The organism is Desulfobacter vibrioformis DSM 8776 (assembly GCF_000745975.1).
GTDB classification, from domain to species: domain Bacteria; phylum Desulfobacterota; class Desulfobacteria; order Desulfobacterales; family Desulfobacteraceae; genus Desulfobacter; species Desulfobacter vibrioformis.
Genome location: NZ_JQKJ01000047.1, coordinates 1 through 16,330 on the forward strand (window position 1 = coordinate 1; position 16,330 = coordinate 16,330).

Here is a 16,330-nt window from a genome sequence, read left to right on the forward strand (position 1 = left end):
ATGCGGTTAATCTCGCGCTTACTTTTCTGTAACGCCTGAGTCACTGCCAGTGTGGGGCATTTACAGCCTAATTGAAACTGCCAAAGCAAATAGTCTTTAACCATACTGGTATCTTTGTTCCCTCTGGAAAAACTCCTCGATACTTATAATCAAGGATGATTACAAAACCTTGTTGCCTCACTATCTCGATATGCCCAGTCTTGCAGGTCCTCTTTATATCGCATAACGAACCGTACTTGCCAAGGTGTGGTTTATTAAGCGCTTACACCCCATGAGATTGATACGGAAAAAGTACGGCTGTTGAATGATCGACTACGGACGACATTAGAAGGTGGGCGAATTGTCTGCACTCCCGGAATCGCCGCACTGCGGGACAGCACCCGGATAAAAATCATTCAAGAAATCATGGCGTTCAATGATTTCACCCCTGAGAATGACCCGTATGGTGAGCATGATATGGGCTCGGTGAAGGCAGACGGGGAAATGGCATTCTGGAAAATCGACTATTATGACAAGGATTATTTGTATCATTCACCAGCCAAAGACGACCCGGATGTAACAAATCGGGTTTTAACCATCATGTTGTCGCACGAGTATTGATCGCTGGACTTTTATTCCTTCTCCACTATTTGCAGAAACTCTGCCGGTTTTACAATTTGGATATTCCGAAACGGATTCAGTTCAAGCAAATCCTGATCTCCGGTAATGATGAAATCTGCATTGCCTGAGACTGCCAACTCCAAGAGCATATTGTCCTTCGGATCACGACAGGCGGTGATTTTTTCTTTAGGATAAACCCAATCAACATCCTCGGAGAAGGTGTCTATAATCAGTTTCCGATCTTCAGGGGAAATCAGTGCATCGAATTTTTTTCTATAAAGAACTGTTGTCAACTCATTGTAGGTTTCAAGCGAAGCCAAAACACTGTGTTTTTTGAAAGCGAATTGTAATGCTTGAGCTGATGTTGAAGTCGCCGAAAATGCAGCACTGATAATGATGTTGGTGTCTAAGATTATTTTCAACATTGAGAATTAGAGTATCGAATCTACGCCAAGGGCATCAGCTACCATTTCGTCCGTCACGCCTCGTTTTTTTGCATTTTGTTGTGTTATTTTTATCGCTCGTAGAAAGGAAATGTATTCATCCTGAGGCTGGGCTTTGAGGGTGTATAACCTGTTCGGTTGCATATTTAATTTTTTCTGCAAATCAGCCGGTAAATCCTGACCTTTTATATTTTCCAAAACGGTTGCTGGCATTTTCATATTCTCCATAATTCTTTGTAATTATGCCTATAATTTAAAACACATTCCCCTGAAACGCAAATCCTTTGACTGGCAGAAGCCGGAAAAATCCGGAAAAATTATGAAAGGTAAGAGAAGAAAATTCAAAATTTTTTCTATTCTTCAGAACCGATTATAAATTCGACTATCTCTTTGAGTTCTTGTTTTTGCCGATGGGTAAGGTCTGCCTGTCGAGCCTTTGCGTATATTGTCATCAGATGGACTGTTTCCATATTGACAACAATCAAATAAATGACTCGGAAGCCTCCAAGCTTCCCCCGTCGTTGATCTGTGGAGCCGACACGGACTTTATAGACGGTTCCGGGAAAATCTTGTAATTCGTCCCCTTCAAAAATTCCCTCTTCAAACTGGTCGAGCAGGGATGATAGGTCTTTTTTTATTTGAGGATACTTTTTGGAGAGTTTCTTTAGGTCGCGCTTAAAGGAAGCGGTATATTTGATTTGATACATTTTAGAGGCTGTTTATTAGATCTCTGGCGTTGGGCAGTTCTCTCCCTTGTCTTTTAGCTTCGGCTATTTCTTTTAGGCTTTCAAGTAAAGCCTCTCCCAAATTTTCCATATCATATTCTTCCTCAGGTCTATCTTCCTTTTCGACCTCAATAGTGAGCGTCAAAAGCTGATGAGGCTTGACATTAAATTTGTTCTGCAAAATGGGGGAGAGTTCCGCTCCCGGAATATGTCGAAGTGTGGTGGGCATTGCCTCTAATGTCTCCATATCTAAGAAGTTTAAATATAAAAAGATTATAAGTCTTTTTTAGGGCGAAATCAATACGGCGAGCAGGCAGAAAGAGTTTGATTCTGCCGGATATTTGGATTATTTTGGAATTTGATGAGGCATAAGCCTTGATTTTTAATTTTAACCGAAGGGGGTTAATGAAATAAGCATAAACGGTCAATAGACTGATTAAGGACGCGGTATAGCGTCCGTATACAATTTGTCACGTTGCTTTAGCAATCGTTCCTCTCAAAAGTCGCCAACTTTATAAAACATGAAACGATGCTACAGGAGACGTGCCCAGTAGGGGCACGTGTTTTGTCGTGTTTCATGTTAGGTGTTTGGCGACACCTTGAGAGGGGCGCGGTGAGACCGTTGCCCCTTTAACTTTTCGAGGTGTCGAAATGAAATCAAACTGGGTAAATCAGTCAATCACGGTATTTTCATTTTTAGCTGCTATAATATTTTGGATGAATGCAGTTCCTCCCATCATCCCGGCTTTGGCGGGTGAGTATGATCTGAGCGGTTCTATTGAGGCAGCGAAAAAGGCGGAAGCGGAGTTGCGGCAAGCGGCTGAGGAAAAACGGAAAGCCGCAGAAAAAATCAAAGAAAAGATGTATGCAGAATCTCAAAGCCTCTACGACCTAATGACTGATCCCAAGGGGAAATACAAACTCAGCCATGAGCAGGCAATCAGTATCCTTGAAGCCAAAGGTTTTTTGACGGACAAGCTGAAACGATTTTAAAATTCTGGGGTATGCCTTATGAAGAAAATTTAGATCGTTCAAAAATCGAATCTTCTGAATCTTTTGAGATACCACAAGAATTAAACAGCTTTCTGTCTTCAAAAGGTAAAGAAAATCTTAGCCAAAAAAAGAAAGCCGAAGTGCTGGATGAACAGGCAATTGGACATGACTCCAAAGCCAACGATATTTCAAATGCTCGACAAATTTTGGAAGACATGAACGGGCAGGAAACGACTCCTGAAAATGAAGAAAAAGTCCGGGCGGCTCGGGCAGCTTTGGGAAAGGCGGCGGATGATTTGCCGAAGGATGTCAAAAAGGCGGTAGAAGAAAAACAAGAAAAGGATAGCATCCTGAATGACCAAGTTGCAGACGGTCGTCTGAATTTGAATCAAATCGAAGACCGGATTGTTGAATTTGAGACACACCAACGGGCGGAACTGCATCACGCTATCGAAAACCAACTCAGCACAAAATTGATTCCGGCTTTGGCTGGATTTGGGATCGACAGCTTGAGCGATTTGCAGCTCGCCATGAACTGCGACAGCCCGGCGGATCTCATTGCCACTTGTGAAAAAATCCTGGAAGCGGCAAGTCCGCAAACTGAGCGGGATTTCAAAACTTCGGACATTCGTGAATCCATCGGAAATTTGAATGCACTGGAGGATATTTTGGTTGCAGCTTTCCGACTACACCGAGAAGACCCGGATTTCCGATTGGAAAAATTCCGGATTGATCCCGAGGCGGCGGTGCGAATGGTTTTGGTGGAGGGGGAGATGGAAAAACAAAATATTATTTAAATCATTTTGTTGTGGTATCAATAAATCCGGTGTAACTATTTAGATTGATTGTTTGATATTGAAATATAGCATGCGTTGATTCTATTGTTAGAAAAAGGAGCCGGAATATGAAAAAGAAATTTTCCATTAAAAATATGAATCCATTTTTTGCGATGATTGGGGCAATCCTCAGTGACTTTAGCGTGCTTTATTTCGGAAAAAAAATAATTCCCATTTTTTTAAATGTTGCAGATTTGATCAATGCTGGAACGAAAATTGATTTATAAGAATTTTTTTTAATAGAATATTTGTGTTTACTTGGGCTATTTACAGATCTCCTTTCGACTGTTTTTCAGGCTTTCAAAAAGCGCGTTGTCGATGCACTCTATGAGTAAAAAACAAATTAGAAAATGGTTCAATTCTGCAAAATGAACTGCGATATTAAAAAGAATAAGAGAACATGTCTGATTCCAAAAATATAAAAAGAATTGTCAATGAAATGGAGGCGTTTCAGAAAGCGATTGACGAGCATGGCGGTATGAAGCAAATGATCGAAGAACAAAAGTCCCTTCAACAGATATATGAACCACCTGATTATGTAAAACAAATGATGGAAGAACAAGAGTCTATTCGTAAAATGTGCGAGCCTCCTGAATATATGAAACAACTTGTTGAAGAACAACAAAAGTCGTTTCAGCACATATACGAGTCACCTGACTATGTAAAACAAATCATAAAAGATCAAGAAGCTTCTTTTCGCAAGATGTATGAACCATCTGGGGTAATGAGGCAGATGATCGAGGAAATACAAAAGTCTTTTCAACAAATATGCGAATTACCTGATTACATAAAGCGGATAGTAGAAGAACAAGAAAATATTCGTAAGATGTATGAACCTCCAGGATATATAAAACAATTTATGGAGGAACAAGAGTCTTTGCGAAAAATGTTTGAACCGCCTAAATATTTACAAACGATTCTTAAAGAACAAAAAAGAATTCAAGAATTATTAGATTTCAAGGGAGTTGTTGCCTCCACGCTTCAAGCATTTCAAAATCAAGAAAACTTTAATCCTTTTAATATAGCAGAGAAGATTAATGAGTTCGCTAATAATTTTTCTACACCTAATTACTATATACATGATGACGGAAGTATATCCTTAGAAAATCAACGCATAGATTTTGCAGATTTAAGCATTGAGGTTAGTGATTTTCTGGAAGAAATCTCTGAAAAAGCGTCAATCGACCTACTGCTATCTCGTTTGTCGTGTTTGAAAAAACCTGCCCAAAACATAGCGATTTGGATAATAAATAACATCCTCATCACATTTCTGGTCAGTGTAATAGCAGCTCTATTGACTCCTGATGTCCAAAAAATCCTTGATTCACATTCTCTAACATCAAGTCGAGAAGTTACAAAAGCAATAAAAACCTTACCTCGTGAAATTGATTTAGAAGCCTATGGAGAATATCGGGTTGTGACAGCAGATATTCTTAACTTGAGACAGAGCGCGAAAATGAAATCTCAAGTTCTTGCCAAGTTGAATAGAGGGAAATTGGTTCGTGTTATCCAGAAAAGGAAAAACTGGACACAAGTTGAAGTGGAAGTAACAGATTCAGTGGATATATTATCGGGTTGGGTGGCTACGAGATATATTGTCCCTCTAAGGCGTTGATGTATTCATTCACTTAGTGTTAAGCGATTTTCTGACTGCTGATTATTCACCATTCTTGGTACAGCGGTTAAAATATCCATTTCCACACGCCTTATGCACTTCCTCCACCAAACCCTTTTTCTCGTTTCAAAAATATTCACCATCACCTACCGCTGCCTCAAAGGTATTTCCCGCAGCAACATCCACGGAAAAGCCCAATGGATGCACAGATACGACATGCTTAAATTCATGTCCACCCGAAAACACCACGGACTCATCCTCTCCGAAAAATACCGCCTCTCACTCGAAGACTCCTACAAAAACCTCTGCCTCGTCGCCCCCACCGGCAGCGGCAAAACCACCCGCTATGTCATCCCCAATCTGCTCAACCTCCAAGGCAGTGCCGTCGTTACCGACCCCAGCGGAGAAATATTCCAAAAAACATCCGGACACCTCCAAAGCCGGGGTTTCCGAATACAAGTCCTCAACCCAGCCGATCTCAGCCAAAGTCTAACCTTCAATCCGCTCCACCACTGCCACACCCAGCCCGAACTCAAACAACTCGCCAACACCCTCTGCCCCAGCCAGGGGAGAGCAGACGCTTTCTGGCAAAACGCCGCCGCTAATATTTTGCATATCTGCCTCGCCGCAGTCGTCGGCACAAAAGATCAAAAAATTATCAACCTCGGAAATGTCCGCCACCTGCTCAACCACCTCGGACTGCAAAACGATGAAATCCATACCTTCATGTCCCGCACCCTGAATGACACCATGTTCACCGAATACAAAGCCTTTGTCGCCCAAGACCCGAAACTTTCCGCCAATATCCTCAGCACCGCCCGTACCGCCCTCGACCTTTGGAGCGATCCCGACATTGTCCGGCTAACCGCCGGAAACCTCGTGGACATTCCCGCCCTCCGCCGGGAACCCACCGTCATTTACATCATCACACCCGAAGAAAAGGTGCGCTACTTTTCCCTGTTCATCAACCTGTTTTATTCCGCCTGTTTTGAATACTGTCTCCGGCATTATGAACCACACACACTACCCGTGTTTTTCTTCTTGGATGAATTCGGCAACCTCGGCAGAATCAACAACTTTGCCGCCATCGCCACGACCCTTCGCAAACGCCGCTGTTCCATTTCCATCATTTTGCAAGACTTGGCACAGCTCAAAGCCGTCTATGGGCTGAATGATGCAAGCACCATTTTCTCCGGCGGCATGAGCAACAAGCTCTTTTTTTCCGGCATGGATTTAGAAACATGCCTGTATCTGGAACGGGTGCTGGGTGTGAACACGGCGTATGATGTGGTGTATGGCGACTTTTCCGAAAACGCCCGGACAGTGGCAAAGCCACTTATGACAGCGGATGAAATCCGCATGCTGCCGAAGGATAAAGGCATTCTAATCAGTGGAGCGAAACGCCCAATTCTGCTGAATATGAAACCGTATTTTAGGATTCCGCGCTTAAACAAGCTGACTGAAAAAGCTCAGGCGGAGATTCGAGGGGCTGTGGGAGAAGGGAGGAAGTTGGAGTTGCCGTTGGTGTGATGTTTTTCAGATTCAGCAATCATGTTATTTTGCTCTGCAGCCGACCTTTGCCTGACTTCTGTTTCTGCTGTCAGCATTATGATATTGCTACAGCAGCTATACGCAGAACGATGTATATCATCATAAATATTAAAAGAAGCAAATGCATCACCAAGATAAACGTTGGAGTCCTCATCCTTTCAAAATCAAAGATATTACCCCATTTAAATTCATCCGGCTTTTTGATCCCTGATAGGTATCCATCTTTTAACAGCCCTAATTTTTCTTCCAACATATAAATAAATTGGAATTTCTGAACTTGAACTTTCCGATGATGAATTGTGACAGCAATCCCAAAAATTGTTGAAACGAATAGAACACCACCAAGAGGAATTAAAAGCCAAGGATTATTCAGTTTGATATCTGCGCCGATTACTGCAAGAAAAATAGCTGCATCAATTTGGAGAGTCTTCCATGTCTGGTTTCTTGTTTGGATATGATCTTGCCATTCAATTTGCAACTGGAGATGTAATGTTTCCTCTGAAGGAATATCTTTCTCATCCTCTGTTGTCCTTGTTTGCAGATTCTTTGACATTGGGAACTCCTTTAATTTTTATAAAAAGATACTCCATATAATCGCACAATAAAGAACTATGAATCGGTCTATTAGTTTGTTTATTGATGACTCAGGGATCATCATCCTTTTTGAAATACGAATCCTGAGATTATTTCAGTTGAGAATAAACTACTTTTGGGGGGAATTTCAATCGTAAATTCACGATGAAAACAAAAACTCAATACCCACACAATGAACAAACAATCTCCGGTCTCACCCCATTCCGAATCGTAATATCATTCCCCAAAGGATGACCAAAGGTCACCCGATGTCCGCAGTCAAGCCGAAACTTTTTCCCTTTCAGTTCCTTCATAAGAAATTCCCGCAACACCTCCACATCAGCATAACCTTGTTCTTCCACCTCCAAACCAGCCACCGCCTCCCGAGTGTCCACCCGGATTTCCTGCGTCTGAGCCTCAGCCCCGCCATCAATCTTCGAGATTTCAGAATCTTTCAGCATTGGAAAATAAAAGACAATTACCGCTTCAACCGGGCTTGCACACTCCGGCGCAAATTCCGTTGCAGCCGCGCCACCCGCTGCAACTCCATCCGGCGTTTCCGAATATGCGGCATCTCATCCGGTTCCGGCAGCCCCCGAGATTCCAGCACCTCCCGAATATCCTTCCGGCAATCCAAGCGTTTAAACTGCTGCATAAAACGATTCTGTTGAATCGTTTTGATTTCAGCCGTCCGAATAGGCAATTTTTTCCAGCGTTCCCGCTCCGCCTCGTAATCCGGCAAACAACCCAATGTGTTTAAACGGTACTTACGCCGGGTCTCAATATTGCTCACCCCCGGGGTTTTCCCCCGGAGATAAAATGCAAATCCCATTTTTTTCAGACGAGCTTCAAAATCCTGCTCAGACTTCGAATGCCGCAAACACGCGCCCAACACTTCTGCAACCCGCTCCTTTTCCGTTTGCTGTCCTTCCTTTTTCAACCGCCGCCCCAACTCCCGTTCTTCCCGATTTTCTTTCCGGTGCGGCTTTAACTCCTTACCCTCAAATACCACTGAGTTGGCAAGTTCGGGATACCGTTCGCGCTGAATCCGCTCCAGCTCCCGTTTGATTTCTGAAAACTGTTTTTTACTCAGCCGCAGCTTTTTCCGGCTGCCGATCAGATTACCGGACAGCATGATATGCAGATGGGCAGAATCTTTTTCAAAATGCGGACAAGCATAGCCCAGCGCATCCGGCGCACGGAGCCTCAAATACTCCCGCCCCAAATCCTCCACAATTTCCGGTGCCACCTTGGCTTTATCCAAAACAGAAAAAGACAAAATCTCGTGGAAAAGCACGACACCGTTTTTCCGCTTTGGGCAATGCTGAAAATTTTTCAAAAACTCGCCCTCAATCCGTGTCAGGTTGCCATCATCAGTTTTCAGATTATGCAAAATGGCAGGGCAGACGGCGGGAACAGAGCCTCCGACCATGTACCTTAAAAGTTGACCGAAACTTGGAGAACCTTTGCGCGTCATGGATTTAATGATCATTTGAAGAATGAATGAATTTGAGAATTGCTGCCTCCAACTTCTGCACATTCCGCCGTGCCTTTGCCAAGTCATAGAATGAAGCTTGCTTGAATGTGTTTGTCCGCCGGGCAATCTGGTTGATGTTGTTGGCAATATTACGGAGCAAGGCGATTAACAAGGGCAATTGATCTGTAATTTCTCGGGAGAGAATCCGGCGTTGCCGGGCGTAAGCCAGGGCAGCTTCCCGCAGAAATGTTGTGGGCTTAATGCCGAATTTTCCGGCAAGCTGCTCAAGCTCCTGGTACTGTCCCGGTTCAAAAACACAAGTGATAAATTTTTTCCGCTTCCGGTAATCCTCCCGCATGTAGCGGTTCCGCCTGCGCCGCTGCGCGGCTTTTTTCTGCGCGTTGTAATTTTCGGGAGAAGAATCAGTCATATTGGGCTGGATTAGACGAGTGGATAATTCATTATCCATGAGACGGGGGTTTTCAGGGGGATACCCCCTGAACGGGGTCAAGGGGCAGAGCCTTTGCAAGATGCATTTCAATGGTATCCACTTAGTGAAATGCAATCTTGCTTTGTCCGAAAAGGACAAACAAAAAGCCGCGCATGTACTTCATGCACTTGTGTCAGGCATCATTGAGGGGATGTTTCGCGATCTGCTCCTGAAGATGCCCCGCCGTGGCAGAAAGGTAGATGGTAGTCGTCTTGATATCGGAATGCCCCATCATCTTGGACAGGCTGAAAAGATCACAGCCGCCCTCCAGCATGAGCGTAGCGAATGTATGGCGGAGCATGTGCGGGTAAAAGTAGATGCCGCTTTTTTCCCTCAACCGCTGAACTAAGCGCGGGATCACCTTATCTCCCATCCGGTTGTCTTCCCGCATGGCAGTGAAAAAATAAGGACAGTTTTTCTTGAGTCGGTTCCGGTCTTTTAAATACGCTTTCAAAATTTCAATCAAGCGGGGACACAGCGGAACAATCCGGTCTTTCTCTCCTTTTCCACTTTTCACAAACAAGGTTTTATTCTCAAGATCAATTTCCTGAAGTTTCAGATTGACCAACTCCTGCAAACGAACACCGGAAAAAATGAAAGTCGCGATAATGGCGGCGGCTCTGCTGCGTTCAAACTTGTAGCTATAGTTGAAATTCCACGCCCATTCAATCAGGTTCAAGGCTTGTTCTTTGGTCAAATGCTTTGGAATCCGCTTCGGCAGTTTGGGACGGGAAATTTTTTTAACCGGATTTTCCGGCAGGAATTCCTCTTTGACGCACCATTCGAAAAATGAACTTAATGCCTGAAGATGGTTGCGTATTGTCTTGGCAGACCAGCTCCGTTCATTCTTACCTCGAAACAGCCATTCTTCAATTTGTCCACGGGTAGCCTCATCCAATTTTTCAATACCTGAATGAGTCACAAAACTCCGCATGGAATCATGAAACCACCGCACGGTTCGGGGCGTGTTTCCCTTGAAAGCGAAGGAGTAGTCGCGGAAACGACGATGTAATGTAAGGATCTCAGTCATAGTCAACGACCATCGGGTCGAGCCTGATGGTCACTGAATGACTGTTTTTGTCCTATCTGTTCTGAGAATTTGGCTTTTTGAAGGGAAATTTGGTTGCGGGGGTGGGAATTGAACCCACGACCTCCGGGTTATGAGCCGTATTCATTAAGGTTTTAAGCTCATTTTCCCTTGTTTAAGCCAATTACCGAATTTTATCTCTCAGATAGGGCTGAGGATTCAGCGACCACAAGGCAATTAAATTGTGAGTGTTGAAATGTGAAAGAATTAGAGGATGTCCACTTGCGCGAAACTTTTTTTGATGGAGGGGATGGAGGCGGAAAGATAACGCTGGGTGGTGGTCAGTTGTTCATGCCCCATGACCTCCTTCAACTTATAGAGTCCAAAGTCGGCTTCCGCCATCAGGCGACCAAAGGTGTGCCGTAAACAGTGGGGGGTAAAATATACACCGGATGCTGTTGAAACTTTACGGCAGATGCGCTGGACATCCTTGGGATACAGTTTTTTATCGGATTTGATTCCGCTGAAAAACCACATGGACATTTTACCTGCTTTCCGTTTTTCTTCAAGGTAGCGATTCAAAATTGGGACAAGCCGGGAATGGATCGGAACGATCCGGTCTTTTTTCCCTTTACCCATTTTCACGATGATGTCCCGGCTATTCAAATTCACATTTTCAATTTTCAGGTTCAATAATTCCTGTAAGCGCAGCCCGGTAAAAATGAATGTGGCAATGATGGCAAGATTCCGGTATTTTTCCAAACTATACCGCCAAGAATGCCATTCAGCGTAGTAAAGAACCTTCTGAGCATCCTCCCGCGAGATGAAACGCGGCAAAGCCTTTTCAAGTTTGGGCTTTTCAATCCCGGCAACCGGATTTTTTCGAATCAGTTGATTTTTCAGGCACCAGTTGAAAAAAGTTTTGAAGTTTTGCCAGTGGTTGTGAAAGGTCTTGGGCTTCCATAGTTTGACCTCACGACCGTAATGCAAAAAGTCGCGAATCAGATCAGCATCCAAATCCCGGAGTTCTTCCGTGCCGGAATGGTCGCAAAGCATCCTAAGACTTGCAGAGACGCTTTTAACAGCTTTGGCAGTAATGCCCCGCTCGTAAAGCGCGTAGTGTTTAAATCGATCTTGGAGGTCTATAATTTTCATTGAAAAATACATAAAGTACACGAAGTTCATCCGCCTTCCAGTCCATATTTCTTTTTCAGCTTTTCCAATTGAATTCGGTTGGCTTCGGAGTAGACAATGCAGTAGCCGTCTGAAATCCGTTTTTTCTGCAAATGGAAAATCTGGTCAAAGACGGCTCCGACCTTTTTGGGCTTCACCGGGTAGTTGCTGGTGTTTTTCTGATTGAATCCGGCGGTAATGTCCTGAATCAACGGCTCTGCCTGTTTTTCCAAAAGTTCAAAATAAATTTTCAACAACTCTCCTTCAAAGGAATGGTAACGAGCGTCGGTCAGTTCACGCTGCTGATTTTTGATGAATTGGAGAATCTCCTGCCGGGCTTCAAAGGTCTGGACAACGGAATAGAGCGGGGTGATGATTTGCCGGAGCCTGGGTTCAATTCTGATACCCGGCAAGCTGGTAAATTGGATGCCATTGGACATTTTTTTTAGCCGGAAAGCAAGCAACTTATTCCTGAGCCACAACGCCTCGCGTTCAAATTCTTCATCCAAATTTTCTTTAATATCATCCCGAGTCAGAGATTCCATGGATGCGGTCAGGCAGCGGCTTTCTAATGCTTCATCGACAAAAGAACGGCGGGTGGCAATGATTTTGGGACAGAAAACATCGAACGCCACAGGCTCGAAAGACTTTAAATTTTTGCTTTTCGGTTCGCTTCGCAATACAGGCACGCCTTTGGAAAAGCCCTGATTCAGAATTTTGATAATTTCACTGGTGGTGTCGGAAAACCGCCAATCTGCCTCGTCCAACACAAAAGTTCCCTTTATTTCGTTGATAATCCGAAAAGAGGCTGAAATGCTGGCAGCTCCACTTAGAAAAACCGATTTGTAGCAAAGTGAACCGACGACTTTTAAAAAGCGGGATTTACCCGAGCCGAAATCACCCAGCACCCGCAAATAGGAAAGTTCTTGAAAAGCGTCATATGTCCACGACAGCAGAACATAATAGGCGGCAATTTTTTCAAACTCCGCCGAAAGCTGAACATAAGCGTGAATAAAGGATTGAATTTCCTTGATGAGGTATTTTTCATCTCCGCAATTCGGGTCTACACATGAAGGCAGTTTCACAAATCTCCGTTCGATTAAAGGATTCGAGGGATTCGGCGGAATGTAGGTTTTACCATTGTATTCAAACTCGCCCATTTTCGTTGCCCTGCCGTTTTTTACAACAACAAAATGAGTATCTTCCAAAACAGGATCATAGATCGTTTCTAAAATCGTCCCATTCTGAAAAATTTTGGAATAGACGACATTGCATTGACCTCTTTCCTTTGGCGGAGCAGGCGTATGATTTTGATCCGGCTCTTTGATCGTTTCTGCGGCTGGGGAATTTTGCATTAACAAAAAAGGTTAAAGGTAAAAATGGGACAGGATGTTTTTGAAAATGAGTTGCATTATTCAGATAGAAAGCAGGAAGAAATAATTGCCTGGTTAATGAAAAGAGCCAAAGGTTCGACTTTCAAATTCCGCTGCCAAAAGGCTTGTACAGCCTCATCCAGTCCGGCGACTCGTAAAAAATAGTAGGTGGTCTTTTCTGATTTTCGATCCAGCGTCTCCAGCTTGAATCCCACAGTTATCAGCGTGATCGCCAACGGCATATTTTTTGTTTGGAAATATTGGGCTTGCATTTGAAATGAAATTAAATGTGTTCTCTACTTATAGGGGGTGAATTCACCCTGGTAAAATGAAAAAGCCCTTTAAGCCTTACTGGGAAGAAGTTTCAATTTTGGGTGAATTCATCCAAAGGGGTCAGAGGTTTTCGATAGTGATGCCTTTTATTTCATTTTTATGGCGTTTTATTTTGATCTTGAACCGGGGCATGTAAAAGCCGCCTATTTGAAATGGATGGAACGGGTCTTCACTGATTTTGAAAAAGCCTCGCAAATCGTGTCTTAGTTCGCTAACCTGTTTTTTTAAATTACCAGCGAAATCATTCCCTTGGGGTTCGAGGCAGCTGTTCCTCGCCAGCTTTTGCATATAATCCCATCTGATATTTGGCATTTTCCTTTTTAAGTCTTGGAAGCCCATTTCCTTGTAAGAGACATCATGGGCAACGAGTTTGCCTCTGCACCAGATACTGGCTGTTTCTTCAGCCATTTCTATAGCAATGTCGTGCCAGCCAACATCAGGTGACAAACTTAAAGCGGGCTTTGAGGGCTTAATGGACTGTCTCTGAGCCTGATCATGCAACAAATTTCTAAGCATCGCAGTTGCTCGGTTGGGGTTACCTCGAAATTCGAATGGAATGGCGGTTTGCTGGCTTTCAAAATAGCCGCCGATCACATTTTGCCGCTCAACGACAAGATGCAGGCTTAAAATAGATTGAGCCATTTGATAAGTGCTGAGAAGTCTAATAGTAGCAAAATGCGGATAAAAACAACAATTCAATTTATTATAAATTCATTAAACCTGTCGGAAAGCAGGATTGATGCAAAAAATTTAAGCATTGCCGGGGTGGGGATTGGGGTGAGACTTTTTTTCCAAAACTGGAAAAATTATGAAAAATTGGAAAAAATGTGGGATTGCTTTAGTTAATAAATTCGGTAAGTTACTAATTTTTAAAGAGGATTGAAAGCTTAAAGGTTCTCCCTACGAATCAAGGGGTCGCAGGTTCGAATCCTGCCGGGCGCGCCACAAACTACAAGGGTTTTCAGGTTTTAGCTTGAAAGCCTTTTTTATTTTGTGTGAGAGTCTGTGTGAGAAAACTCATCAAAACTCTGATCCAGGCAACTCACGGCAGCCCGCTCACTATCACCAATTGAATGAAGATAAATCTCGGTTGTCAGCCGGTTTTCATGCCCGAGGATACGTTGTACGGTCCCGATGGGCACCTTGTCATGATCCAGCATCGACGCCCCAAAGTGCCTCAACGCATGATACCTGAAATATTTTACATCGGCCTTATCACATAGAGTTGTCATGATTTTCTTCCGATCTCTGTATGGGCCTTCGACCCACTCTCCAGCTTTTCTGCTCCAGTAGCGATGCCAAAACACCCAGGGCTGTGACTCATCTCGTTTTTGATACCGGCTTTCAAGGACTCCGAACAATTTGTTGTTGATTGGAATCCGCCTGGGAGTTAGGTGGCCTCCCTTTTTCTTTCTTGTATAAAGAACCAGGTATCTTTCTTCAAGATTTACATCACTCCATTTTAGATTGTTGATTTCTCCCATTCGGCCCATGGTGCAAATGATTGTCCACAGATAATCTTGGGTTTCTTGATCGGCAGCCGTAACAACCTTAACCACATCTTCTTTCGGTGGAAAATACTTATTCTTTTTTTTTTTTTTTTTTAACAATCGGGAAAAATTCAATCCCCACCGTTGGATTGTCTTTTATCCAGTTTCTGGGGGCTTTGATCCCGAAATTAAACAGGCTCCTTAACAACCTGAGTTCTTTGTTGGCTGTTACTGCTGAAACATCGCGTTTTCTTTTCAGCAAAAAAGATTGAACCATATCAACGGTGATATCGCTGCACTTCTTATCACCCCAGTAAGCGCACCATTTTCGAGCATAATAGATATGTCCCTCATAATGCTGCTCTGAGTTGTATTCTTTTATATGGTCCAGCCGTCTATTGACCAACTCCAAGAAGTCCATGTCGGTTGGGATCGGGTCTGTGATCATCGTATGTTCCGGGTTCTGTACTTCCTCCTTTCGCTTGGCTTCGGCCTGCTTGGCCTCTTTTTTGGTTGTGAACCAGCTTTTTGTGTACCGTTTTCCGTTCAGGGTGAAGTCGTACCTCCACCCCTTTCCTTTTACAAAATATAAACTCATAGAGGTCCTCCTCTGCTGGGAAAAATAATGAACCTCCGAGCTTCCTTCCGCCCAGTTCCTCTGCGTGTTTGTAAACCCAGCTCACGCTTTTTTTCAGGTACTTTGCGGTTTCCTCTGGAGTTAATATATTTTTTCCGCCAGCCATTGTAAATGGTTTCTCCTTTTCCAGGGTCCTTGTCTCTGGAAATGAAGGGGTACTTTGGCTGTTGCGGTGTGACTTTTTGGGTAGTAGCTGCTTATCTATTTGAAATGATGGAAATAAAAAAGCCCTCCTGAAAACAAGAGGGCAGACACTAAAGGGGGGATATTATTGGGGATCAATCTAAATGCCAGGTAATATCCTCTGATGGAGTATAGATGAAAGCTCCCCCCTCTGACCTGATATGATTAGAGAAGTAAGTATGTAAATTCTTATCCAAAGATTTGAGTTTTTTCATGGCATCTAGGTAATTTTTTTTAATCATATTATTTATGGTTTTGTAATCTGTCTCTGGAGAAACAATGGCGGGAAACTGAATTTTTTCACCATTATTTTTTAATTCATACTTAATGTTTTCATCGCGTAAGAACTGAAGGAAATCCTCCTTCCTTTTCATTTGCCGATCGTAACTTGTCGTGTTTCCCATTGAGTAGGCGTAGTTCTTATCTTGTATAAGTTTTTCATAAGCCTTTTTGTAAGTTTTCAGTTTTTCGATATCAAAATCAACTTCTGAAAAAAATTTAGTATCAGCGATATTAAGTTCGTCACTTTTGGCAGTTTTTTCTTTGTAAGCGCTTAATAAACCACACCTTGGCAAGTACGGTTCGTTATGCGATATAAAGAGGACCTGCAAGACTGGGCATATCGAGATAGTGAGGCAACAAGGTTTTGTAATCATCCTTGATTATAAGTATCGAGGAGTTTTTCCAGAGGGAACAAAGATACCAGTATGGTTAAAGACTATTTGCTTTGGCAGTTTCAATTAGGCTGTAAATGCCCCACACTGGCAGTGACTCAGGCGTTACAGAAAAGTAAGCGCGAGATTAACCGCAT

The 16,330-nt window shown here is 43.3% G+C and carries 22 protein-coding genes; 6 read left to right on the plus strand and 16 right to left on the minus strand.

The genetic code is table 11. The annotated features are described in order from the left end of the window. Nucleotides 1-300 precede the first annotated feature (300 nt). Complete coding sequence (locus tag Q366_RS18165; protein WP_211251919.1) at nt 301-600, plus strand: DUF3768 domain-containing protein; 300 nt, start codon at nt 301-303, stop codon at nt 598-600. An 11-nt stretch (nt 601-611) separates the two neighbouring features. On the opposite strand, the gene Q366_RS18170 is transcribed toward Q366_RS18165, so the two are convergent. The 4 genes from Q366_RS18170 to Q366_RS18185 all read right to left on the minus strand — a co-directional run bounded on the left by Q366_RS18170 (nt 612) and on the right by Q366_RS18185 (nt 1,997). Then, entirely contained in the window at nt 612-1,025 is a 414-nt protein-coding gene (locus Q366_RS18170; RefSeq protein WP_035241928.1) for a putative toxin-antitoxin system toxin component, PIN family, read from the minus strand. Nucleotides 1,026-1,031: 6 nt separating this feature from the next. Further along, nucleotides 1,032-1,262 (minus strand): hypothetical protein, encoded by a 231-nt coding sequence (locus tag Q366_RS18175; protein WP_156968223.1) that lies wholly within the window; start codon nt 1,260-1,262, stop codon nt 1,032-1,034. 134 nt (nt 1,263-1,396) lie between these two features. Continuing rightward, on the minus strand, nt 1,397-1,750 hold the full coding sequence (locus Q366_RS18180) for a type II toxin-antitoxin system RelE family toxin (RefSeq protein ID WP_035241932.1): 354 nt from the start codon (nt 1,748-1,750) through the stop codon (nt 1,397-1,399). A gap of 1 nt (nt 1,751) precedes the next feature. After that, a complete protein-coding gene (locus Q366_RS18185; protein ID WP_035241934.1) occupies nt 1,752-1,997 on the minus strand; it encodes a hypothetical protein in 246 nt (81 codons plus the stop codon). A gap of 422 nt (nt 1,998-2,419) precedes the next feature. Between Q366_RS18185 and Q366_RS18190 the strand changes: the two genes are divergently transcribed. From Q366_RS18190 to Q366_RS18205, 5 genes are all read left to right on the plus strand, one after another. Next, the gene (locus tag Q366_RS18190) at nt 2,420-2,761 is read left to right on the plus strand and encodes a hypothetical protein (RefSeq protein WP_035241936.1); all 342 of its coding nucleotides are present in this window, start codon (nt 2,420-2,422) and stop codon (nt 2,759-2,761) included. Between the two features lie 11 nt (nt 2,762-2,772). After that, on the plus strand, nt 2,773-3,558 hold the full coding sequence (locus Q366_RS18195) for a hypothetical protein (RefSeq protein ID WP_035241938.1): 786 nt from the start codon (nt 2,773-2,775) through the stop codon (nt 3,556-3,558). A 107-nt stretch (nt 3,559-3,665) separates the two neighbouring features. Beyond that, the gene (locus tag Q366_RS21430) at nt 3,666-3,824 is read left to right on the plus strand and encodes a hypothetical protein (protein ID WP_156968224.1); all 159 of its coding nucleotides are present in this window, start codon (nt 3,666-3,668) and stop codon (nt 3,822-3,824) included. A gap of 173 nt (nt 3,825-3,997) precedes the next feature. After that, entirely contained in the window at nt 3,998-5,212 is a 1,215-nt protein-coding gene (locus Q366_RS18200) for an SH3 domain-containing protein (RefSeq protein WP_035241940.1), read from the plus strand. Between the two features lie 201 nt (nt 5,213-5,413). After that, the gene (locus Q366_RS18205) at nt 5,414-6,742 is read left to right on the plus strand and encodes a type IV secretory system conjugative DNA transfer family protein (protein WP_169742998.1); all 1,329 of its coding nucleotides are present in this window, start codon (nt 5,414-5,416) and stop codon (nt 6,740-6,742) included. A gap of 76 nt (nt 6,743-6,818) precedes the next feature. Here the strand turns inward: Q366_RS18205 and Q366_RS18210 are convergent, their stop codons facing one another. The 12 genes from Q366_RS18210 to Q366_RS18265 all read right to left on the minus strand — a co-directional run bounded on the left by Q366_RS18210 (nt 6,819) and on the right by Q366_RS18265 (nt 16,094). Beyond that, a complete protein-coding gene (locus Q366_RS18210) occupies nt 6,819-7,316 on the minus strand; it encodes a hypothetical protein (RefSeq protein ID WP_035241944.1) in 498 nt (165 codons plus the stop codon). Nucleotides 7,317-7,515: 199 nt separating this feature from the next. After that, nucleotides 7,516-7,797: a hypothetical protein gene (locus Q366_RS18215; RefSeq protein ID WP_051958150.1), complete on the minus strand. Its 282-nt coding sequence runs from the start codon at nt 7,795-7,797 to the stop codon at nt 7,516-7,518. Between the two features lie 17 nt (nt 7,798-7,814). Then, nucleotides 7,815-8,900: a relaxase/mobilization nuclease domain-containing protein gene (locus Q366_RS18220; protein WP_084691900.1), complete on the minus strand. Its 1,086-nt coding sequence runs from the start codon at nt 8,898-8,900 to the stop codon at nt 7,815-7,817. Next, nucleotides 8,818-9,354, minus strand: a complete 537-nt coding sequence (locus tag Q366_RS22045) for a plasmid mobilization protein (RefSeq protein ID WP_156968226.1) — start codon at nt 9,352-9,354, stop codon at nt 8,818-8,820. The genes Q366_RS18220 and Q366_RS22045 overlap by 83 nt, the downstream gene beginning before the upstream one ends. 82 nt (nt 9,355-9,436) lie before the next feature. Continuing rightward, entirely contained in the window at nt 9,437-10,333 is an 897-nt protein-coding gene (locus Q366_RS18230; protein ID WP_084691901.1) for a tyrosine-type recombinase/integrase, read from the minus strand. A 264-nt stretch (nt 10,334-10,597) separates the two neighbouring features. Beyond that, nucleotides 10,598-11,485 (minus strand): tyrosine-type recombinase/integrase, encoded by an 888-nt coding sequence (locus Q366_RS18235; protein ID WP_169742999.1) that lies wholly within the window; start codon nt 11,483-11,485, stop codon nt 10,598-10,600. 26 nt (nt 11,486-11,511) lie between these two features. Beyond that, on the minus strand, nt 11,512-12,588 hold the full coding sequence (locus tag Q366_RS18240; protein WP_156968227.1) for a hypothetical protein: 1,077 nt from the start codon (nt 12,586-12,588) through the stop codon (nt 11,512-11,514). Nucleotides 12,589-12,914: 326 nt separating this feature from the next. Next, the gene (locus tag Q366_RS18245) at nt 12,915-13,148 is read right to left on the minus strand and encodes a DUF5659 domain-containing protein (protein ID WP_035241955.1); all 234 of its coding nucleotides are present in this window, start codon (nt 13,146-13,148) and stop codon (nt 12,915-12,917) included. A 121-nt stretch (nt 13,149-13,269) separates the two neighbouring features. Then, on the minus strand, nt 13,270-13,851 hold the full coding sequence (locus tag Q366_RS18250; protein WP_035241957.1) for a hypothetical protein: 582 nt from the start codon (nt 13,849-13,851) through the stop codon (nt 13,270-13,272). A 344-nt stretch (nt 13,852-14,195) separates the two neighbouring features. Then, nucleotides 14,196-14,834, minus strand: a complete 639-nt coding sequence (locus tag Q366_RS21060) for a tyrosine-type recombinase/integrase (RefSeq protein WP_245620012.1) — start codon at nt 14,832-14,834, stop codon at nt 14,196-14,198. Then, the gene (locus tag Q366_RS18260) at nt 14,791-15,297 is read right to left on the minus strand and encodes a site-specific integrase (RefSeq protein WP_035241959.1); all 507 of its coding nucleotides are present in this window, start codon (nt 15,295-15,297) and stop codon (nt 14,791-14,793) included. Before Q366_RS18260 ends, Q366_RS21060 begins: the two co-directional genes overlap by 44 nt. A gap of 317 nt (nt 15,298-15,614) precedes the next feature. Next, nucleotides 15,615-16,094 carry a hypothetical protein gene (locus tag Q366_RS18265; RefSeq protein ID WP_156968229.1) on the minus strand — a complete coding sequence of 160 codons (480 nt, stop codon included), beginning with the start codon at nt 16,092-16,094 and terminating at the stop codon, nt 15,615-15,617. Nucleotides 16,095-16,330: the final 236 nt, after the last annotated feature.